At 70.2% G+C, this 19,592-nt stretch carries 15 protein-coding genes and 3 pseudogenes; 11 read left to right on the forward strand and 7 right to left on the reverse strand.

Translation table 11 applies throughout. The features are described from left to right. Positions 1-58: 58 nt before the first annotated feature. From MU852_RS17015 to MU852_RS17030, 4 genes are all read right to left on the reverse strand, one after another. The gene (locus MU852_RS17015) at positions 59-379 is read right to left on the reverse strand and encodes an OmpA family protein (RefSeq protein WP_249750540.1); all 321 of its coding nucleotides are present in this window, start codon (positions 377-379) and stop codon (positions 59-61) included. A gap of 355 nt (positions 380-734) precedes the next feature. Next, on the reverse strand, positions 735-1,235 hold the full coding sequence (locus MU852_RS17020; protein ID WP_249750541.1) for a YciE/YciF ferroxidase family protein: 501 nt from the start codon (positions 1,233-1,235) through the stop codon (positions 735-737). A gap of 469 nt (positions 1,236-1,704) precedes the next feature. Continuing rightward, the gene (locus MU852_RS17025) at positions 1,705-4,947 is read right to left on the reverse strand and encodes an error-prone DNA polymerase (protein WP_249750542.1); all 3,243 of its coding nucleotides are present in this window, start codon (positions 4,945-4,947) and stop codon (positions 1,705-1,707) included. Between the two features lie 36 nt (positions 4,948-4,983). Then, complete coding sequence (locus MU852_RS17030; RefSeq protein ID WP_191558551.1) at positions 4,984-5,556, reverse strand: alpha-ketoglutarate-dependent dioxygenase AlkB; 573 nt, start codon at positions 5,554-5,556, stop codon at positions 4,984-4,986. A gap of 259 nt (positions 5,557-5,815) precedes the next feature. On the opposite strand from MU852_RS17030, the gene MU852_RS17035 reads away from it, so the two are divergent. After that, positions 5,816-6,061 carry a hypothetical protein gene (locus MU852_RS17035; RefSeq protein ID WP_185224174.1) on the forward strand — a complete coding sequence of 82 codons (246 nt, stop codon included), beginning with the start codon at positions 5,816-5,818 and terminating at the stop codon, positions 6,059-6,061. 247 nt (positions 6,062-6,308) lie between these two features. Here MU852_RS17035 and MU852_RS17040 read toward each other — a convergent pair whose 3' ends face one another. The 3 genes and pseudogenes from MU852_RS17040 to MU852_RS17050 form a co-directional block, all read right to left on the reverse strand. Further along, positions 6,309-7,250 carry a DNA polymerase Y subunit UmuC family protein gene (locus tag MU852_RS17040; RefSeq protein WP_249752007.1) on the reverse strand — a complete coding sequence of 314 codons (942 nt, stop codon included), beginning with the start codon at positions 7,248-7,250 and terminating at the stop codon, positions 6,309-6,311. Between the two features lie 183 nt (positions 7,251-7,433). After that, positions 7,434-7,832: pseudogene (locus MU852_RS17045) on the reverse strand (Y-family DNA polymerase); the annotation flags it as partial. Further along, the gene (locus MU852_RS17050) at positions 7,747-8,505 is read right to left on the reverse strand and encodes an ImuA family protein (RefSeq protein ID WP_224762200.1); all 759 of its coding nucleotides are present in this window, start codon (positions 8,503-8,505) and stop codon (positions 7,747-7,749) included. The gene MU852_RS17050 and the pseudogene MU852_RS17045, both read right to left, overlap by 86 nt. Before the next feature lie 149 nt (positions 8,506-8,654). On the opposite strand from MU852_RS17050, the gene MU852_RS17055 reads away from it, so the two are divergent. The 10 genes and pseudogenes from MU852_RS17055 (at position 8,655) to MU852_RS17095 (ending at position 19,117) form a co-directional block, all read left to right on the forward strand. Further along, positions 8,655-8,924 (forward strand): hypothetical protein, encoded by a 270-nt coding sequence (locus MU852_RS17055; protein ID WP_249750543.1) that lies wholly within the window; start codon positions 8,655-8,657, stop codon positions 8,922-8,924. After that, on the forward strand, positions 8,870-9,232 hold the full coding sequence (locus tag MU852_RS17060; protein WP_249750544.1) for an SOS response-associated peptidase family protein: 363 nt from the start codon (positions 8,870-8,872) through the stop codon (positions 9,230-9,232). Before MU852_RS17055 ends, MU852_RS17060 begins: the two co-directional genes overlap by 55 nt. 204 nt (positions 9,233-9,436) lie before the next feature. Then, positions 9,437-10,111, forward strand: coding sequence for a JAB domain-containing protein (locus MU852_RS17065; RefSeq protein WP_191558548.1), 675 nt, complete (start codon positions 9,437-9,439; stop codon positions 10,109-10,111). Beyond that, the gene (locus tag MU852_RS17070; RefSeq protein WP_249750545.1) at positions 10,108-11,037 is read left to right on the forward strand and encodes a toprim domain-containing protein; all 930 of its coding nucleotides are present in this window, start codon (positions 10,108-10,110) and stop codon (positions 11,035-11,037) included. Before MU852_RS17065 ends, MU852_RS17070 begins: the two co-directional genes overlap by 4 nt. Positions 11,038-11,063: 26 nt before the next feature. Further along, positions 11,064-12,122 (forward strand): ParB/RepB/Spo0J family partition protein, encoded by a 1,059-nt coding sequence (locus MU852_RS17075; protein WP_249750546.1) that lies wholly within the window; start codon positions 11,064-11,066, stop codon positions 12,120-12,122. A gap of 1,192 nt (positions 12,123-13,314) precedes the next feature. Continuing rightward, positions 13,315-17,575, forward strand: a pseudogene (locus MU852_RS17080) (strawberry notch-like NTP hydrolase domain-containing protein). A gap of 120 nt (positions 17,576-17,695) precedes the next feature. Continuing rightward, positions 17,696-18,049: a single-stranded DNA-binding protein gene (locus MU852_RS17085; RefSeq protein ID WP_191558544.1), complete on the forward strand. Its 354-nt coding sequence runs from the start codon at positions 17,696-17,698 to the stop codon at positions 18,047-18,049. Between the two features lie 41 nt (positions 18,050-18,090). Then, complete coding sequence (locus MU852_RS17090; protein ID WP_249750547.1) at positions 18,091-18,510, forward strand: single-stranded DNA-binding protein; 420 nt, start codon at positions 18,091-18,093, stop codon at positions 18,508-18,510. 131 nt (positions 18,511-18,641) lie between these two features. After that, a pseudogene (locus MU852_RS18345) lies at positions 18,642-18,908 on the forward strand (GcrA family cell cycle regulator); the annotation flags it as partial. 47 nt (positions 18,909-18,955) lie between these two features. After that, the gene (locus MU852_RS17095; protein WP_249750548.1) at positions 18,956-19,117 is read left to right on the forward strand and encodes a GcrA family cell cycle regulator; all 162 of its coding nucleotides are present in this window, start codon (positions 18,956-18,958) and stop codon (positions 19,115-19,117) included. The last annotated feature ends 475 nt before the right edge of the window (positions 19,118-19,592 follow it).

Below are 19,592 nucleotides of genomic sequence, written 5' to 3' on the forward strand. Positions count from 1 at the left end.
TGAGGGTCCTTGCGGTGGTGGGAGACTTGGGCCCCGGACGCCGTCCGGGGCCAAGAGGTTATCGTTGAACCACGACCAGTTCGGTTCTCCGGTTCTCGGCGAGGCCGCCCGCGGTCGCGTTACTGTCGACAGGGTTGGTCTCTCCGCCCGAGAGCGCCTCGATGCGGCGCGCATCGACGCCGGCGGCGGTCAGGGCCGATCGCACCACATCGGCGCGAGCCTGCGCCAGCGTGCGGTTGGCGGCGTCCCCGCCGCGCGCGTCGGCGTAGCCGTACAGCCGCACGCGGGCGTTCGGGTAACGGTTCAGGACGCCGGCGACGGCCTGGATCTCGGGACGGTCCTGCGGGCGGATCGTGCTCGAGCCGGTATCGAAATGCACCCGTTCGAACGCGAAGGTGCGGGGAGCCGCCTCCGTGCCCCCGAGATACGCGTCGAGGCCGGAAACGCCCGAGCGGCGTCGCCAGGCAGGACGGGTTCGGTCGCTGCGGGCGCGACGGGCTCCGCCGGAACGGCAGGGGCGACGTCGTTGCGGCTTCCGCATCGGGTTAGCAGCAGGAGAATGATCAAAAGCGCAGCGGCGCCAATGATCCAGGGCAAATACCGTCGCAGGCCTGCCGGAGGCGGCGGCGTGCGCGGATTGCGATCTCTGTTGAGGGTCATTTCATAGCCTTTCAGGGTTAAGGAGACAAAGCGGACGCGTGACGGCGGTCGTCCGATGAAGAAGAGCGGGCGGTCTAGGCTTTCGGCCGCAACGCTTCCGCGTTGACCGCGGCGTCCGCGATGGTGGTGAGATCTTCATCCGTCTGGGATTCCTCCTGCAGCGTCTCGTCGAGCAGGGCGGCGGCGTCCTTCAGGCCCAGAACGAGCGCCCAGCGCTTGAGGGTGCCGTAGCGGGTGATCTCATAGTGTTCGACGGCCTGGGCCGCGGCGAGCAGGCCGGCGTCCAGCGCGGCGGTGTCCTTGTACTCCTCCGCGACCTCGTCGCCCTCCGCCAAGATTCCCTCGATCGCGTCGCAGGTCTTGCCGCGCGCCGGCTTGCCGATGATCTCGAACACCTGCTGCAGCCGCTCGATCTGGCCTTCGGTTTGATCCTTGTGCTTCTCGAACGCCGCCTTCAGTTCAGGCGACTGGGCCGCGCGAGCCATCTTGGGCAACGACTTCAGGATCTTACGTTCCGCGTAGTAGATGTCCTTCAGCGTGTCGTGAAACAGGGTGTCGAGCGTCTTATCGGCCATGTGGTTCATCCTCGGATCCGCGCCCTTCGCGCAGAACGAGAACGCCTCGAGGGGCGAAGGTTTCCGGTTCGTGGTCGGCTCGGCTGAAAGCCGCGCGCTTCTCCGTGCCCCGATCGAATGACCGAGAGCGCGATCCCAGCCTGCGCGCGACGCGATCCCCCCAAGCGGCCAACGGAATAGCAACGGCCGAACGGGTCGGGGTTGCCCTGGCCAGCTCGGTGCGAGGAACAGGGCGGGGGCGAGCGGCGTTCGAGGGCGCATGCATCGCACCCGTACTATGACGGCTGAGGATCAGGACCTTGATGCACGCTGGCGGGCGCGGTTCGGAGAGCCCTTGCCTATTCTCGGCGCCGCAGAGTTCGTACTTGAGATCCTCGACAGGCCATCCAGGCCGGCGCCCGGAGGAAAGCGTGGCCGCAGGGACCTCAGCGGATCTACAGCGTGATGGTTTGAGCCGGTGCACGGCGTTTCATCGGAAATCCCGGGTTGGGACTCGGATCGTGTCGAGCGAGAGATCGGGGATGGAGATGTCCCGGGCCTTCGGCGTGCGGGCGTCCGGCGCGCTGCCCCTGTAGACTTCGTCGCCGCGGCCGTGGGGCAGAGGGAATGAGTCCCGTCGGCCGAGGGAGGCGAGCAGTTCCGAGCCGTCGTGCAGCCGTGTCGCAACGATATGGACGACATCGCCTTCGCGCTGAACCTTGCCATCGACGACGAGCAGACTGGCGGTGAGCACGATCCGGCGCTGCTGTTCGTAGAGGCTCGGCCAGATCACGAGGTTGGCCACGCCGGTTTCGTCCTCGATGGTGATGAACATCACCCCCTTGGCCGATCCGGGCTTCTGCCGGACGAGCACCAGACCGGCGACGCGCGTCAGGCGTCGATCCCGCATCGCGGAGGCGTCGGCGCAGCTCATGACATGGCGGGACCGAAGGGTGTCCCGCAGGAAGGTCATCGGATGGTCCCGCAGGGTGAGCCCGACATGACGATAATCCTCGACCACCTCTTGGCCGGCGGGCATGGCGGGCAGCGTCGACTGCGGTTCAGAGACCTCCGACGTGGTCGCGCCGTCGTCCTGGGTTACCGCGAAGAGCGGCAGAGGGTCGTCGCGAAGCGCTTTGATCGCCCACAGCGCCTCCCGTCGTTGCAGGCCGAGACCCGGCAGGAACGCATCCGCCTCGGCGAGGCGGGTCAGGGCTCCGACCGGCGTCGAAGACCGTCGCCACACGTCCTCCATGCAGGTGAAGGCGCCGGTCTGCCGGTGAACGAGAAGACGTCCGGCGTCCGCGTTCGCCAGGCCGCGCACCATGCGCAGGCCGAGACGTACGGCGAACCGGTCCTCTCGGTCGGTCGGCTCCAGGGTGCAGTCCCAGCGGCTGGCGTTGACGCAGACCGGGCGGATCTCGACCCCGTGCTCGCGCGCGTCGCGCACGATCTGGGCCGGGGCGTAGAAGCCCATCGGCTGGGCGTTCAGGAGCGCTGCGCAGAAGACATCGGGATGATGGCATTTGAGCCAGGAGGAGGCGTAGGCGATCAGGGCGAAGGAGGCCGCGTGGCTTTCGGGGAAGCCGTAGGACCCGAAGCCCTCCAGCTGGCTAAATGTCTTCTCGGCAAACTCCGCCTTATAGCCGCGTTCGACCATGCCGGAGACCAGCTTGTCCTTGAAGTGGCTGACGCCCCCGGTGAACTTGAAGGTGGCCATGGCCCGGCGGAGCTGATCGGCTTCGGACGCCGTGAACCCGGCGCATTCGATGGCGACGCGCATGGCCTGTTCCTGGAACAGCGGCACGCCCAGGGTCTTGCCGAGCACCTTCTCCAGCTCGGGCTTGGGATAGACGATCGGCTCCCGGCCTTCGCGCCGGCGCAGATAGGGGTGGACCATGTCGCCCTGGATCGGGCCGGGCCGGACGATGGCGACCTCGATGACCAGGTCGTAGAAGGTGCGGGGCTTGATGCGTGGCAGCATGGCCATCTGGGCCCGGCTTTCGATCTGAAACACCCCCAACGTGTCCGCCTTGCGGATCATGGCGTAGGTCTTGGGATCCTCGGCCGGGATGGAGGCCAGGTCCAGATCGATCCCCTTGTGTTCGGACAGCAGGTCCAGACCGCGCCGCATGCAACTGAGCATGCCGAGCGCCAGGACATCGACCTTCATGAACTTCAGCGCGTCGATATCGTCCTTGTCCCACTCGATGACCTGGCGATCCTTCATGGCCGCGGGTTCGATGGGGACGAGATCGTCCAGCCGGTCGTTCGTCAGCACAAATCCGCCCGGGTGCTGGCTGAGATGGCGGGGGAAGCCGATCAACTGACGGGACAGATCGAGCGCCAGCCTCAAGCGGCGGTCCTGGAGATTGAGATTGAGCTCCTCGGCGTGCCGATCCTCGACGCCTTCGCTCGAATAGCTCCAGACCTGGGACGACAGGGTCTTGAGCAGGTCCTCGGAAAGTCCCACGGCCTTCCCGACATCCCGCAGGGCCCCCCGTGAGCGGTAGCGAATGACGGTCGCGCACAAGGCGGCGCGGTTGCGGCCGTAGGTGTCATAGACCCACTGGATGACCTCCTCGCGCCGTTCGTGCTCGAAATCGACGTCGATGTCCGGGGGCTCCTTGCGCTCCTGGCTGACGAAGCGCTCGAACAGAAGGTCGTTACGGCCGGGGTCGATCGAGGTGATGCCGAGGACGTAACAGACCGCCGAGTTGGCGGCCGAGCCCCGGCCCTGACAAAGGATACTCTGGCTGCGGGCGAAGCGGACGATGGCGTTGACCGTCAGAAAATAGGGCGCGTAGTCGAGGCTTTCGATCAGTCCGAGTTCGTGCTCGAGCGTCGCGCGGACCGCGTCCGGGAGACCTTCCGGGTAGCGCTCGGCGGCGCCGGCCCAGGTCAGCCGCGTCAACTCCTGTTGCGGCGTCGCGCCCGGCGTCGCCTCCTCGGGATACTGATAGGCCAGCTCGTCCAGATTGAAGCGGCAGCGGTCGGCGATCTCCAGAGTCCGCGCCAGCGCTTCGGGATGGCGGGCAAAGAGGCGGTGCATCTCCTCGGCCCGCTTCAGATGTCGGTCGGCGGATCGCTGGCGGCGGAAGCCGACATCGTCGATGGTGCAGCCGTTGCGGATGCAGGTGACGACGTCCTGCAGGATACGCCGATCCGGATGATGGAAGAGGACGTCGTTGGTGACCACGGGCCGCACGCCGGCGGCCTCGGCCAACTCGCACAGAGCATGCAGCCGCAGCTGATCGCGCGGCCGTCGACGCAAGGTCAGGGCGACGAAGGCATCGCGGCCGAACAGTTCGGCCAGCCGATCGAGCCGACGCGCGCAGACGGCATCGGCCCGATCCGGGGCGAGGACGGCGATCAGGCCCTGGCTCCAGAGCGCGAGGTCGTCCCAGGACAGATCGCAGCCGCCCTTGCCGGCGCGGCTCTTGCCGAGCGTCAGCAGACGGCAGAGCCGGGCATAGGCCGCCCGATCGGTCGGATAGACGAGAATCTCGGCTCCGTCGGTCAGGACCAGGCGACAGCCGACGATGAGCCTCACGCCCGTGGCCTTGGCCGCCTCGTGGGCGCGGACGATCCCCGCCACGCTGTTGCGATCGGTGACCGCCAAGGCCTCGACGCCGCAGACCGCCGCTTGGCCGAACAGTTCCTCGCAGGAACTGGCGCCCCGCAGGAAGGAGAAGTGGGAGGCGCATTCCAGTTCGACGTAGCGTGGCGACATGTTCGCGCTTTGTTCTTTTCGCGCCGTCCCGTCAACTCAGGTCTCGCGCAAGGTGCGGAAGGTCACCGAATATCGCAGCGCGGCCATGGGGGCGATGCTGTGCTCCCAGTCCCAACGCGCCGGCCCGTCCAGCAGATAGGCGGACCCCGATGGCAGGTCGAGCGACCGCCGTTCCCAACCCGACCCGGTCCGGCGGCGGAACCGCATCCGCGCCGGTGCGCCGAAGGAGATCCCGATGATCTGGCCGTACTGCGGTCGGTCCCGATGCCAGCCGATGCCGGCGCCCGGCTGATATTCGGTGACCAGCGCCTGGGCGACGGCGTCCCGCTTGAGGCCGGCGAAGCCGGCGGCGCGGTCCGCCAGCGGATGGAGAAACGGCGGGATGGGCTCGGCGGCCTCGAGACGCCCGCGCGTGAAGTCATAGCGGGAGCCGTAGGAGACGACGCGACGGGCGCCCTGCCAGCCATGAAATTCGAAGGGTGCGAAGGGCAGTTCGGCGAAGGCGGCGGCCAGTGCAGACTGTTCGTCGGCGTCGTTCAGCGCCGGATCAAGCCGAAGGCCTGCCGGCTCCAGCGCCGGCGCGCCGAAGAGATCGGTCTGGGACGTCATCCGGCGACAACGCCTGGGCGCCGCGAACGGTGGCCGGGGCTGTGCGGACGGCCGTGCCTTCGACCGAAGCGCGGCTCATTCCGCCGCTTCCGCGACTGTGGTCCTCGCACGATAATCAGCTAATCAGGCCACGACGCAGCGACGCCGTCCGCGCCAAGTCGGCACCGGGCTTGGGCAAAAGCGAACGGGCCGGGTCGTTGACCCGACTTAGCTGACCGCCGATCTTCAACGCCACGCCGCTTCATGGCAGAATAGGCCTATGGGGACGCGCAAGACCTTGGTGCGGTCGGAAGCCGGCGTGACGCTCGAACGGATCGAGCGCCTGAGCGCGCGCGGCGCCGCGCACCTCAGCGGCTTCGAACTGTCCAGCCGCCGGTTCGTCGAGGCCCAGCGGATCGCCGAGGAGCGTGAGGCGCACGACGCGTTCGACCTAGAGGTCATCGCCGTCCTTTCGGATCCTGAACTGCAGCGCGACGAGCATCGACGAGAGGAACCTCGCGGGTAGCGCTGAGGTTCATGGGGCAAAGGAGAACCCTCATGAGCCATACACCAGACCCGCGTTCCAGTCCTGACTCCGGCCCAGACGACGTAGACCGGAATTCGGACAGCGACCGGTCGCCCGGCATCGAGAGTCCCGACGCCGTCGGACCAGGCGAGAGCGACCAGAGACCTCAGGACGACGCCGAACACGACGTCGAGCGCGAGGACGCGGTGGACGACGACGGGCGGGGCGACGCTCAACCCTGACGGCCCTAGCCGAACTGGCCGTGGATGAACCAGGCCTGGGACCCCGTCGCGGCGTCCTCGCCGTCGCCGGCCCGGAACAGCCAGAACCGCTCGCCCGCCTCGTCCTCGACCTGGAAATAGTCCCTGACCGCCCACATCTCGGCATCGCGGCGGCCCCATTCGCCGAAGATCCGTTCCGGGCCGTCGGCCCGGCGGATACGGCGCCGGACCCCGCGCCAGGTGAAGTGGGTCGGCGGGTTGTCGGGGAGGAGCGCGAGGGTTTCGATCGGCTCCGGTCGGCGGAACAGCCTGGCAGGGCGGGGCCAGTCCGGCGACCAGGCCTTACCGGTGGGCGCGGCCAACGGCGCGAGCTTGCGCATCGACCGCTCGGGAACATCGCTCTCGACGGGCGCCAGGCGATAGAGCCGCTCGGCGCCGATCCGGTTCGAGAGCGTATCGATCAGCCCGGAGACATCGGGCATCGCCGGCTCGCCGAGGCGGCCTGCGGCCGGACGCCAATCCAGCGGTTCGGCCGCGCTGGCCGCGAGCGTCATGCGCTCGATGCCGAACCCGGGCTCGATGGTCTCGATCCGGTCGGTCAACAGGCGCGTCAGGCGACGCGTATCCCGTACCGGCCCGGCCAGCCCGACGCGGACCGCTTCGATCCGGTTGTTGACGACGCGGTGGCAGAGCCAGTCGAGGCGGCGGACGCCAAGACCGCGCGCTTCCAGAAGGCCGCACAGGGCGGCGGCAAGAACGCCCGCATAGCGGGCCAGCGTCTCGGGGGCGCCGATCGGTTCGGCGAAGACCTGTTCGACGCGTGGTGTCTCCGGCGCCTCGACAGGGATCAGAGGCTCGGCCGCCCGCCCGTAGGCCTGATCCAGCCGTCGCCCCAGTTCCGCGCCGAACCGTAGCTGCAGCGGCGCGCGGGGCCGGTGGGCGAGGTCGCCGATCCGCTCGAAGCCCATTCGGCGCAGGGCGGCGGGCAGTTCCGCCGGGAGGCGCAAGGCCTCGAGCGGGAGCGGGGCCAGGGCCGCGTCGATCGCGAACTCGCCGACGACGTCCAGGTCGCGGCGGAAGCGGGCGACCGCATGGGCGGCTCCGTAGGTCGGAGCCACGGCTGCGCGGGCGCGGACGCCGACCCGCTGGAGGCGCGCCGTCAGATCGCCCAGAAGCGCCGTTTCGCCGCCCTTGAGATGCGCGGCCCCGGTGATGTCGATGGCCAGCCCGCCAGGCGGATCAGCCTGGCAGACGGGCGCGTAGCGGCGCATCGCCCATACGGCGAGACGATCCAGCGCATCTGCGTCTCCGTTCGGATCGGCGTCTCTCAAGTCCAGATCAGGGATCAGGGCCTGGGCCTGGGTGGCCGCCATGCCAATGCGCGCGCCGCTGGCGGCGGCGGCGGCGTTGCAGGCGGTGACGACTCGTCTGCGGCCGACCCGGCCGGTGAGCACGAGGGGCCGATCAGGCGGCGGCGCGTCCGCGCCGAGCCGTCGGCGAAGCCGATCGACGGGCCAGTTCGGCAGGAAGAGCGAGACGACCCGTCTCATCGCAAGCGTCCAGAATGAAGTCCGCCGCGTCGGCGCCGCGGCAGCGCATGAGTTCGATCCGCCATCGCGCTCGCCCGATGCCTGGAACCGGCAAGGGCGCCGACGGCTCGGCGCTGACGCGCCAGCGGGTCGCGGCCGCGGTCGGTTGACCGAAGTCTGCAGCCTCGGCCGCGCGACGCCATCGGCGGACCGCCAGACCGATCACACCCGAGGCTTCGGCGGCGAGTTGAAGCCGGCGCGAGGCGGTCATGCTGAGGCGGGACGTCTCGCACACGACACCGGCGAGACCGCGATGACGCAAGCCTTCCTCGAAACAGGCCATCAAGGCCTTCTCGTCTCCGGCCTCGACATAGATTACCCGATCCGGCTCCAGTCCGGCCTGGCTGAGCGCGGGGGCGAACAGGTCCGGTCGCGTGATGCACCAGAGCACGGGACCGGGGAGGCGGGCGACCACCCCGGCAGCGAACAGAGCGGCCGCAGCGCCGCCGACGGCGTCGTCACCACCTCCGGCCACCTCGTGGAGCGCGCCCAGGGTCAGTCCCCCGCCCGGCAGGGCGGCATCCACCGGCGCCACGCCGAACGGCAACACACCGACCGGTCTTCGGTCGGCCTGCTCCAGGGCCAGGACCTGAGCACGCAGATCTTCAAGTTTGGCCGAGCGCGCGGCCGGCATCGACGAACTCCTCATTGCCACGATAATGTTCTTGAAACGTTCTGGTTCGGCGCCGGGGGCGGAGTCAATCCGGCGGGGCGTTTATCCCCGCCGATTTGCGGCGAGGTCGGAGCCGTGAAATCCTGCGCCCGACGGCCCCGGAAGGTTCTATGTGCAACGAATATCAGCTCATCCTGCCGTTCGATGACATCATCGCGGCGTTCAACCAGACGGGCGACCGGCTGGTCTTTCCAGGAGGCATGCCGAATTTCGGACCGATGGCGTCGATCCGCATCGGCGATCGCGCGCCTGTCATCCACATGGGAAAGGCGGGGCCAGAGGTTCTCATGACGCCTTGGGCGTGGAAGGGGCCGGGGGACGGCCGGTGTTCAACTTCCGCTCCGATGGACGGTCGTTCCAAGGATCGCACCGGTGCCTGATTCCGTCGGACGGCTTTTTCGAGTTCACCGACGCGGAACCGGGCCAGAAGCGGAAGACGAAGTGGCGTTTCACCCTCGCCGGCCAGCGGCTCTTCTGGGTGGCGGGTCTGATCAAGGACGGCGCCTTCGCCATGTTGACCACCGAGCCGGGGGTGGACATCGCCCCCTATCACGACCGCCAGATCGTGGTCTTGCGCCCCCAAGACGGTGCGGCCTGGCTCAATCTGCAGACACCGCACGACGACCTGTTGCGGGCATTGCCCGCCGGGAGCCTCGATGCCGAGAAGGTCTTCCCGGTCGCGGCCTGAGCCTGAATCCGAGAAGGCGTCTGAACGAATGTGGCGCCGGGTCACGCGCCGCGAGGCCAACGCGCGTCTGAGGGGAGCGGCCAAGTCGTCGCGGAACTTCCGGCGGCCGCTGAACAGGTCTCAGGACCGTTCCCCGGGGCCGCGACCGGAGGGAAGGGAAGGGCGGGGAGGGGCGCTCCGCTTCGGAGTGGTCAGGAGCTCATCATGTCTCTCGCCCTCATCGAGCCGCCCAACCCGCGGCGGCTGTCCACTTTCGGTCGCGCTGTAACCACCGCCGACGGCGGCTGCGCCTGGCTTCACCGTCTCCTCATCGATCTCGACCTCGCGGCCGACGGAGCCCTGGTCGGCGCGCTCCAGCGCCGGTTCGAAACAGTCGGCGCCTTCGTTCACGCCGACGCTGCGGAGTTGAAGCGCCACGGTCTCGACCAGAAGACGGTAGACCGCATCAAACGCCTGGCGGGACTGATCGAACATCTCGCCCGGGAAACCGCCAGCCGCCAGCCTGTGATCACCTCATGGTCGAGCCTCGTCGCCTACGCCCGTGTGTCCGTCGGTCATCGGCCAAGGGAACAGTTCCGCGTCCTGTATCTCGACAAGAAGAACCGCCTGCTTTGCGACGAAGCGGCGGCGGATGGCACCGTGGACCATGCTCCGGTGTATCCCCGCGAGGTGGTGCGGCGGGCGCTCGAGGCCGGCGCGTCCGCCCTGATCCTCATCCACAATCACCCGTCCGGCGATCCCCAGCCGTCGCAGGCCGACATCGCCATGACGCGCAAGGTGGTCGAGGCGGCGAGGGTGTTTGACATCCCGGTGCACGACCATCTCGTGGTGGGTCGGGAGGGCACGGCGAGCTTTCGGCAGATGGGGTTGCTCCCATGAGCCTGCGCGGCATTGTCGCCGCCCTCGGCGGCGATCTCTATCACAACGGCGCGCGCGCCAACGTGCCTGGGCCCGGCCATTCCGGCGAAGACCGCTCCGTGTCCCTGTGGCTGACGGAGGGGCGCGTCGTGGCCCATTCGTTCGGAGGGTCGGACTGGCGCGCCGTGATGGCGGATCTGCGCCGTCGCGGCCTCGTGGACGCGGCGGGCCGGCCGACGGGCGCGCCGCTGTCCGGCGCCGCATCGGTCGCACGTCCGGATACGCGCGTTCGTCGGCAGACGGCCGAGCGGCTCTGGTCGCAGGGCGTGAGGATCGGCCCGTCCGGCCTGGCCGCCCGTCATCTGCAGCGTCGCGCCGTTCCTTGGTCCATTGGCGTTCGCGACCTTCTCGAACATCCCGCCGCGCCGGTCTCGGTCTATCGGACCGGCGGGCCGACCCTGCGGGCTCTGATGGCCCGCATCAGCGATCCCGACGGGCGCACGACCGGGGTGGAACTGACCTATCTGGACGCTGCGGCGCGTCAGGCGGTCCGATTGGCGGTGTCACGCAAGACCGTGGGCTGTGTTCCGCCCGGCGCTGCCGTCCGTTTGTCCGTCGTCGGCCGCAGGATGCTGGTGGCTGAAGGGGTCGTCACGACCCTTTCGGCCGTGCGCGGGTTCGACCTGCCCGGCTGGGCGCTGCTCTCCGCCGGCAATCTGGCGGCCTGGACGCCGCCGCCCGATGTCCGCAGCGTTGTGATCGCCGCTGACCGCGGTCTCGCCGGCGAGGCCGCCGCCCGCCGTTTGAAGCATCGCCTTACGGCGCTCGGCCTTGCTGTGGAGATGCGTCTGCCGCCGCCCGGCTGTGGCGATTGGAACGACGCCATCCGCACGACCGCCGAAGGGGGAAAGGAAGGGCGAGGGAGTGCGCCGGAGAGGCGGGGATAGGCCCCGTCGCCGGCAGGAGTTCCGTCATGCCCAGATCCGCCTCCGCCGCCCTCACGGTCGTCGAGACCCCGTTCGACATCGCCGCAGCCCGCGCCCGACTGCGGGTTCCCCTGCGCGATGTGGACATCGCCCCCGAGAACCTGCGCTTCGGCGAACCGCCGGACGACGACATTCCGCTGCTGGCGGAAACCCTATTCGCGGCGGGCCAGCTGGAGCCGCTGACCGTGCGCCCGGGACGGCGAAACGAGCGGGCGAACATGGCCCTGGACGGCCGTCGTCGCCTCCTCGCCTTGCGCTATCTGCTGGAAGGCGGCCGCATCGAGGACGGCTTCCTCGTGGACGTGGTGGTGGAGACGGATCCCGCGCGCCAGGCGGCCGCTGTCCTGCTCACCAACACCGCCGCCCCGGTTCACGTCGCCGACGTCATCGCCGCGATCGGCCGGATGCTCAAGGGCAAACTCGCCGTGCCCGGGATCGCGAAGGCCTTGGGGTACGCCGAGATCGACGTGAAGCGGCTCGCCGCCCTGTCGGCCCTGCCGCCCGTGGCCCTCGAAGCCTTGCGGCGCGGTCGGCTCAATCTGCGGCAGGCCCGGCTGCTCGCCCGGCTGCCGGACAAGGCCGAGCAGGCCGAATATGCGCAAATGACGCTCGACGGACATGGCTTCCAGGACTGGCGCATCACCGAGAAGCTGGACGAAGACCAGGTCACGGCGGGCGACCCGCGCTGCGCCCTGGTCGGCGCGGAGCGCTATGCAGCGGCCGGCGGCCGCACCGTCGTCGATCTGTTCGGAGAGCGCGCGCCGGTGCTTCTCGACCCGGCGATCCTGACCGACGTCTGGACGCGCGCGCGCGAGAGATCGCCCTGGTCTTCGAGGCGGAAGGCCTTGCCGTCCATGTGTCGGCGGGCGACGCTCTCGAGCTGCCGGACGATCTGGAACCGGCTCGCTACGCCTATGGCGGCATGCTGCCCGCCGCCGAGCTGGACGCCTATCGCGAGGCGCGCGAGGTCTTCAACGCCGCCGCCGAGGCGGTCGGGGAACGGCTTGCCGAAACCACGGACCCGGCCGTCGTCGATCCCCTGCTGATCGCGATGGCGAAGGCGCGCCTCGCGATGGACCAGATCAGCTGGGGCGGCCGCATCGCCACGACAATGGTCTTCTTTCCGTCCGTCCGGGCGGGCCTCGACATCCGCTGCTTTACCCCGGTCGAGCCGGAGATCGAGGACGACGAGGAGCTCAGCGACGCCCGCGAGGAGGTCGACGACGACGGCGATCTGTCGCCGGCGAACGGGCGATCCCATCGGGCGCCGGAGGTCGAGGCGCCGGAGCCCGAGACCGAGGGGATCAGTCACGCCCTGCACGCGGTGCGCACCGATGTCGCGACCCGCGGCCTGATCCGGGCGCTGGCCGACGATCCGGGCGCGGCGCTCACGGCGCTGATCGCGCGCCTGTTCGTCCAGGTCGCGGTCCGCGGGTTCGGCGCACGATCCGAATCCGCCTTCGCCCTGACCGCGACGGCCTTCAACCCCGCCGGCGGACGGATCATCGAGCCTCTGGACGGCGACGTTCGCCAACGGCTTGATGAGCGGCGCGCGGCCTGGGAGGGGTCGGACCAGACGGTGATCGCCTGGGTTCACGCGCTCGCGCATGGCGACAAGATGAGCCTGCTCGCCGAGCTGACGGCCCTGACGCTCGATCTGCGCGAAGAGCGGACCAGCCTGATCCGGCGGGCCGCGCGCGCCGAGGCGGCGGAACTGGCTGCTCTCTGCGGCGCGGACATCACCTTGCACTGGACGCCGGACGCCGACTTCCTCAAGCCGCATTCCAAGGCGCTCCTGCTCGGCATGCTGGAGGCGATGGAAGAGCCGAGCGATCCCCGCGTCGGTGTGCTGAAGAAGACGGACCTGGTCGACTGGGTGGCGGAACGGGCGGCCGAACGCACCTGGGCGCCGGCCGGTCTGTCGTGGACGACCGACATGCCGGACGGCGATCCGGACGGGGCGGTGATGGACGGGCCCGACCCGTCGGACGCCGCGGCCGAAGGGACCGCCTCGCCCGAGGTGGACGGCGCCGGCGCCTTCGTCGTCACCGAGGCGGGGGAGGCGGCCCTCCAGCAGACCGCCTGAGACCCCTGCCGCCCAAGAACCCGCTCCGCCGTCCGGCGGGGCGGGTTTTGTGCGCGCCGTTCCTGTTGAAAGGGAAGAAGAGGGCCAGGCGCGGCGAGCCTGGAGGACCGTGGGGGATGCGCCCTCCGCTCCCGGCGAGCGGAGCCGCGACCATGTCATCGACCTCGACCCTGTCCCTCTTTCCTCCCGCGACCGACACGCCCCACGCCGCCAATGTGCTGGCGGCCGCCCGGGCGCTGGCAGGCCATCTCGCGCGATCGCGCCCGCTGGATCGCCGTCTGGTCTCGGAGGTGATGACGACCCTCTTCGGCGGCGCCGACACGGAGGGCAAATGGCTCTGGCGCGACGCCTACGAGGCGATCGAGGCCGCCACGGTGCTTCAGATCCGGCGGATGGCCCCCAGGTCGCCCGCCTCGAGGACGCGCCAGCCGAAATCGCCGCCCTGCTGGCCGCGGTCTCCGCGCTCGGCCTGACGCACAGCCGGCGCACCGAGGACCAGGTCGCCCTGGATCAGTTCTCCACGCCGCCGGAGCTGGCGGCGATCGCGGTGCTCGCGGCCCAGGTGCGTCCCGGGGACCGGGTCCTTGAACCCTCGGCCGGCACGGGCCTGATCGCGGCCGTGGCGGAAGCCTGTGGGGGCACCGTGTGGCTCAACGAGCCGGCGGACGGCCGCGCCGCCCTGCTCGACGGCCTGTTTCCCGCAGCGCGTCGATCGCGCCTCGACGGCCGCCACATCCACGACCTGCTGGACGCCGCAGGCCGGTTCGACGTCGCGGTTTGCAATCCGCCGTTCACGGACCTGGAGCGCCACCTGACAGCGGCGCTGGGCGCGCTCGCCGACGGCGGACGTCTCGCGGCGGTCGCGCCGGCTTCGACCCTGTCGGACGAGGGCGGCCTGCGCCAGCTGTCGGATCGGGGCCGCATCGTCGCCCGGATACTCTTTCCGCCGCGCGCTTTCGCCCGGCACGGCACCTCGGTGGAGACCGGTCTGCTGGTGCTGGATCGGGGCGAGGCCGGTGCGGAGATCGCACCGCTCGCCGTGGCAGACGACCTGCCGACCGCCGCGATTCTGGCCGCCGCCGTGCCGGGGCGCGCGGGAGCCCGGCCGCGCGCCCGGATTGAAGCGTCGCCGGCCTCGCTTCTGGCGCCCGGAGGTCGCGCCGGTGCGCGCGCGTCGGCGCGCCTCGCCTTCCTGGCGGGCGCGTCCGCCGTGGACTATGAAACGCGCGCCTGGACGGGCGAGGGCCGCGGTGTCGGTCTTTATCAGGCCCATGGGCTGGCGCGCATCGTCCTGCCGGACCCTCGGCCGCACCCGTCGCCGCTGGTGGAGTCCGGACCGATGGCCTCCGTGCCCCCGCCCGCGCCGACCTACCGGCCTTTGTTGCCCCGGGCTCTGCGCGACGAAGGGCGGATCTCCGACGCCCAGACCGAGACCGTCATCTACGCCGGCGAGGCCCACTCCGGCCTGTTGCCGGCCTGGTGGACGCCGGGCGAGGCGGCCCATCGGCTGGTCCTGTCCCGTGAGAACTCCCCGGCGCCGTCCAGCTTCGCCGGGGCTTTTTCCTCGGCGACGGCACGGGCTGCGGCAAGGGCCGTCAGATCGCCGCCGTCATCGCCGACAACATGGCCCAGGGCCGCACGCGCGCGCTCTGGCTGTCCCGCAGCGACGCCCTGCTGGAGGACGCCCGGCGGGATTGGACGGCCATCGGCGGGGCCGCGTCGGACCTTACGCCGCTGAACAGCTGGAAGCTCGGCGAGACCGTACGGCTCGATCGGGGCGTGGTGTTCACCACATATGCGACGCTGCGGCAGCCCGCGCGCGGCGCAAAGATGTCCCGTCTCGATCAGATCGTCGCCTGGCTGGGCGAGGATTTCGACGGGGTGATCGCGTTCGACGAGGCCCACGCCATGGCCAACGCCGCCGGGGGCGGCAAGGGCGCCCGGGGCGCGAAGAAGGCGTCGTTGCAAGGCATGGCGGGCCTGGCCCTGCAGAACCGCCTTCCGAACGCCCGAATCCTCTATGTTTCGGCGACCGGCGCCACGACCGCCGAGAACCTCGCCTACGCCTCGCGGCTGGGCCTGTGGGGCGGACCGGAGGCGCCGTTCACGACCCGCGAGGACTTCCTCGACGCCATGGACAAGGGCGGCGTGGCGGCCATGGAGCTGGTCGCGCGCGAGCTCAAGGTGCTCGGCCTCTATGTGGCGCGCAGCCTGTCGTTCGAGGGCGTCGAATATGCGCCGCTCGCCCATGCCCTGACCGAGGACGACGTCGCCATCTGGGACGCCTGGGCCGACGCGTTCCAGATGATCCACGCCCATCTCGCCGAAGCCCTGAAGGCGACCGGCCTGGCGGACGCGGACGGCAAACCCAAAAGCCCGATGGCCGCCTCGGCGGTCCATTCGGCATTCGAGGGCGCAAAGCTGCGCTTCTTCGGCCATCTGCTGGCCGGACTGAAGGCGCCCACCCTGATCGCCGCCATCCGGGCGGACCTCGCCGAAGGACGCTCCGCCGTCGTCCAGATCGTGTCGACCAACGAGGCGGTGATGGAACGCCGCCTGGCCTCCGTTCCGCCGGAGGAGTGGAACAACCTCTCGATCGACCTGACGCCGCGCGAATACGTCCTCGACTATCTGCGCGAGGCTTTTCCCGTGCATCTGATGGAGGCGGTCGAGGACGCGGACGGCGGCGTAACGCTCGTTCCCGTGTTGGTCGATGGGCGGCCCGCCGTCAGCCAGGAGGCGCTCCAGCGTCGCGCCTTCCTGATCGCCCGCCTCGCCGGCCTGCCCGCGGTCCCCGGCGCGCTGGACGCGTTGCTGGATGCGTTCGGGACCGATCATGTGGCGGAGATCACCGGACGGTCCCGCCGCGTGGTCCGTCGGGCGGGCCGTCGCGTCGTCGAGCGCCGCGGAGCGTCGGCCGCCCGCGCCGAGACGGACGCCTTCATGTCGGGCCGCAAACGGGTGCTCGTCTTCTCCGAGGCCGGGGGGACGGGGCGCAGCTACCACGCCGACCAGTCGGCCCCGAACCGGCAGCCTCGCGTCCACTATCTCGTCGAGCCGGGCTGGCGTGCGGACAACGCCATCCAGGGGCTGGGGCGGACCCACCGGACACACCAGGCCTCGGCGCCGCTGTTCCGGCCCGTTGTCACCGACATCCACGGCGAGAAGCGCTTCACCTCCACCATCGCCCGACGGCTCGACTCCCTGGGCGCCCTGACGCGGGGCGAACGCCGCACGGCCGGGGCCGGCCTGTTCCGGGCCGAGGACAATCTGGAAAGTCCGTGGGCGCGTCGGGCCCTGCTGGTGTTCTACGGCGCGCTCGGCTTCGGGGAGCTGGCGGCGATGGACCTGGAGACGTTCGAAGGCAAGACCGGGCTGAAGCTGCGCGACGCCGACGGCGGCCTGAAGCCGTCGGACGACCTGCCGCCGATCCACACCTTCCTGAACCGGCTTCTGGCCTTGCGGATCGCCGATCAGAACGCCTTGTTCGCGGACTTCGACGCGATCCTCTCCGGCATTCTGGAGCGGGCCGCGGCCTCGGGGGAGCTCGATCGCGGACTGGAAGACATCGAGGCGGAGGCGCTGGAGGTGATCGACGCCGAGACCATCCGCACCGACGTCGCCACCGGCGCCGAAACGGCGCTCGTCACCTTCGAGCTGAAGGTCGCGCGCGACCTGCTCCCAGCCGACGCGGCGTCCGCTCAGGCGAAGGCGGGAGCCTGCCGGTTCGTCGTCAATGCGCGCTCAGGCCGAGCGGCGGTGGCGGAACTCGGCCTGACCACGACGACCGACGACGATCGTCTCGTGCCCGCCGTGCGACTGGTGCGGCCCGACCAACGGGGAGTCATGCCGGAAAGGGCGTTCGCGGAATCCGCCTGGGCCGAGGCGGACGAGGCGACATGGCGCTCGATCTGGGACGCCGAGGTGGCCGCGGCGGATCCATGGCGAACGCGCCGGCTGACGCTCGCGACCGGCCTTCTCCTGCCGATCTGGGGGCGGCTGCCGGCCAAGGGCTGCGCCGTGCGGCGCGTCCGCGCGCCGGACGGTCGGCGCTGGCTCGGCCGGGTGCTGGACGAGGTCCAGGCGTCGTCCCTGAAAGCCGCGCTCGGCCTGACGTCCCTGGGCGACGCCTGGGCCGACGGCGCGCGCACGGCGGCCGCGCTCCTGGATCGCAACGTGCAGCTCGCGTTGACAGGGGGGCTGTGGCTGAAGCGCGCACGGGTGATGGATCGATGGCGGCTGGAGGTGGTGGGCGGACGGATGGACCGGGACGCGCTCGTGGCGCTCGGCTGCTTCGTCGAGATCATCGCCTATACCCCGAGGCTCTTCGTGCCGGTGGATCGGCCCGATGTGGTGGAAGCGGTGCTGCGGCGTCATCCCGTGCAGTCCGTCCTCGACGGCGCGGCCGCGTGATCCGGGTCCCGGTCGGGCGGAGGCCCGACCGGGAGCAGGTCGGGAGGAAGGGAGGTCCCGGATGAAGCAGGATCGGGGAGATCGTCTCCCCGGACGGCTTCGGATCAACAGGAGACTGACATGCAGACCATGGTGTTCACAGGCCGCCTCGCGGCCGATCCCCAGATCAGCGACGACTTCGGCAAGGCGGTCTTTCGTCTGCTCGAACAGCGCGGGACCGACAACGCCGGCAAGCCCCGGCTCGTCGGCGTCAACTGCGTCAGCTGGTCGAAGAGCCTGAACGAGAAGGTCATCGCCCGCGGCCTGGCGCAGGGCTGCGAGGCCGTGGTCATCGGCGCCTTCATCGACACCGCCTACGCCACACGGGACGGCCAGGAGCGCACCGCCAAGGAGCTTGTGGTGAACCGGCTCACCGTCCTCGACTGGGCGGAAGACCGGCAGGACCAGGCCGCCGAAGACCGCGTCGCGGCCTGAACCGCCCATCCATCAACCCCTCATTCCAAGGAGATTGAACCATGCAGACCCTGACCCTCGAAGGCTATCTGGCCGCCGATCCCTCGATCCTGTCGGCCCAGGGCAGCGGCAAGAAGCGCGCGAGCTTCCGCGTGCTGGAGACCACGCGCTTCCGGCGCGCCGACGGCACGCCCGGCGAACGGACGACCGGCTTCAATTGCATCTGCTTCAACGAGGCCACGACCGAGAACTACCTGCAGCCCTATGCGCGCAAGGGCAGCCGCGTCGTGATCCAAGGCCATGTCGAGAACGACACCTGGACGGGCAAGGACGGCGTCGAGCACTACGACCTGCGCCTGATCGTCAGCGACATCCGGTTGAAGAACCGCCGCGCCGCGACGGAGACGTCCGCCGGCGGCGTGGCGGACCGGTCGCCGGAAGGCGACGGCGGCTACGATCTGAACGACGACATCCCGTTCTGATCGGGGAGGCCGCGACAGGCGTGAGGGCCCGGACGCTTCGCGCGCCGGGCCCTTCTTGTGCTGAGGGCGGGAGGAGAAGGCGGGGACGGACAGGCGAGCCGATGGGGCTCGAAAGGCGAGGGAGCCTGATCATGTCTGTCTGGACCGAAGACCGTATCGCGAGACTCAAGACGCTCTGGTCCCTGGGGTGGAGCGCCCAGCGGATCGCCGACACCCTGGGCGAGGACGTCACCCGCAGCGCCGTGCTCGGCAAGGTGCATCGGATGCAACTGTCCGTCCGCCGGTCGCCGGCCTCGCCGGTGAACTCGGCTGTGGCGGCGCCGGGCGGTCCGCGCCGCGCGTCGGGGCGTTCCGGCCGTCCGGCGCCCGTGCGGATCGCCGCCCGGTCCGGCGTCGCGCCAGAGGCGCCGGCGTTCGGGCTCGCCACCATCCTGAGCGTCCGCCGGTGCGACGCCGCTTCCCCTATGGCGAACCCGGCGCGTCGGCGTTCCGCCTCTGCGGCCGTCCGGTCGCGCGCGGCGTTTTCTGCGCCGCGCACGCGGAGATCGCCTACCAGCGCAGGCCCCAGTCGGCCGAGATGCTGATGCAGCTCGCCGGTCTGGCCTGACGGCCGGTCGGATATGACGGGCCGTAACCGTCGCCGGCGGGGCCGGCGACGACGGGACGGGCGGCGACTGTCTCTTCGGGCGGTCTCGGCGCGACGGCGCCGAACGGGGTCCTCGCCCGAAGGGGCGAGGACATGCCCCCACACAACGCCCTCCGATCTTGTCACGTCACCCCGGAAGTCAACGGCTGCGCCGTTCCCCTCCGCGCAGGACAAGCGGTCCTCCGCTCCGGTGACTGCCGGGGACCCCGACGTGGCCAAGACCGGGGTCGTTGCGCATGGGGCGCTTCGACATCTTCAAGGATGTTCCCGATGCAACCCTTCGCTTCTTCTTCCTTCCTCAAGTCCGCCTCCGCCTTCGACGACCAGACGGACGCCCTCGGCGAGGCCCGTCCGCACCCGACGGAAGAGGCGCTGCTCCAGCTGGGGCACGCGCTGATGACCGAGCTGCTCGACGTGGTCGCTGACACCGCACTGG

This window comes from Brevundimonas albigilva (genome assembly GCF_023503965.1).
Taxonomy (GTDB): Bacteria; Pseudomonadota; Alphaproteobacteria; order Caulobacterales; family Caulobacteraceae; genus Brevundimonas; species Brevundimonas albigilva.